The following is a 923-nucleotide window of genomic DNA, read 5'->3' on the forward strand; positions in this document are numbered from 1 at the left end:
CCGGACCCCTCGGCGAGCGCGCCGACTGGTGGTGGTACGACCCCTTCCAACCCCAACCACCACCATCGACCAACTAGGTTGATTGGGGCATAAAGAATTTCGTTTGCGTTACCCGCTGCCCAGACCATGCGGCTTGCTTGAAAGTTGGTAGCGCATACGCTATCGAATTCGTAAGTCGCCGATGCCCGGAGTCAAGCCGGACCCGGCGCCGGTGCGAATTCGAAACTCGGCGGTTCGCGCAGCCACGCCGTCGAGACGGCGGACCAGTCCGCGACGCTGACGTAGGGTCCCGCCGGGCTGTGCGCGTGGCCCGAGCCGTCGGCCGTGCTGAACGGGGTGACCGAGATCTTGGGATGGGCGAGGGAGCCGGGGTGTAGGGGTTGGCCGTCCTCGTCGGTGACCGAGAGGTGGTCGGGGGGTCCGGTGATGGTGATGTGGCCTTGGTGGTGTTGGCGGTGGTGGTAGGGGCAGATCAGGACCAGGTTGGCCAGCTCGGTGGGGCCGCCGTTTTCCCAGTGCACGAGGTGGTGGGCGTGTAGGCCGCGGGTGGCCCCGCAGCCGGGTACCGCGCAGCTGGGGTGGCGGTGCTCGAGGGCGCGGCGCAGTCGCCGGCTGATGGTGCGGGTGGTGCGCCCGGCGCCCAGGGGTTGGCCGTGGCGTTCGAGCCAGACTTCGCAGCCGGCATCACAGGTCAGGTATTGGCGGTCGGCGTCGGATAGCAGCGGGCCCAGGTGCAGCGCGGCGCTGCGCTGGGCCGCGTCGTAGTGGGCCACCACGGTGGTGTGCTGGCCGTGCGGGCGGCGGGTGGCCTCGGCGTCCCAGCCGGCCTCGACCAGCCGCAGAAACGCCTCCAGGGTGCCCGGCATCGGCGGCGCGCTCGGTGCGGAGCCGTCGCCGTTGGCGCGGTCGCGTTTCCACTCGGC

Annotated in this window: 2 protein-coding genes; one reads left to right on the forward strand and one right to left on the reverse strand. The window is 70.3% G+C overall.

Going from position 1 to position 923, the window contains the following annotated elements; all coding sequences use genetic code 11:
- Nucleotides 1-77: hypothetical protein (locus tag A5705_RS28390; protein ID WP_231982335.1), on the forward strand; the 77-nt coding region annotated here is incomplete at its 5' end.
- A 114-nt stretch (nucleotides 78-191) separates the two neighbouring features.
- On the opposite strand, the gene A5705_RS03640 is transcribed toward A5705_RS28390, so the two are convergent.
- Nucleotides 192-923, reverse strand: a 732-nt coding sequence (locus A5705_RS03640) for an HNH endonuclease signature motif containing protein (protein WP_156763022.1), incomplete at its 5' end; no start/stop codon positions are given.

This window comes from Mycobacterium sp. E787 (assembly GCF_001668725.1).
Taxonomy (GTDB): Bacteria; Actinomycetota; Actinomycetes; order Mycobacteriales; family Mycobacteriaceae; genus Mycobacterium.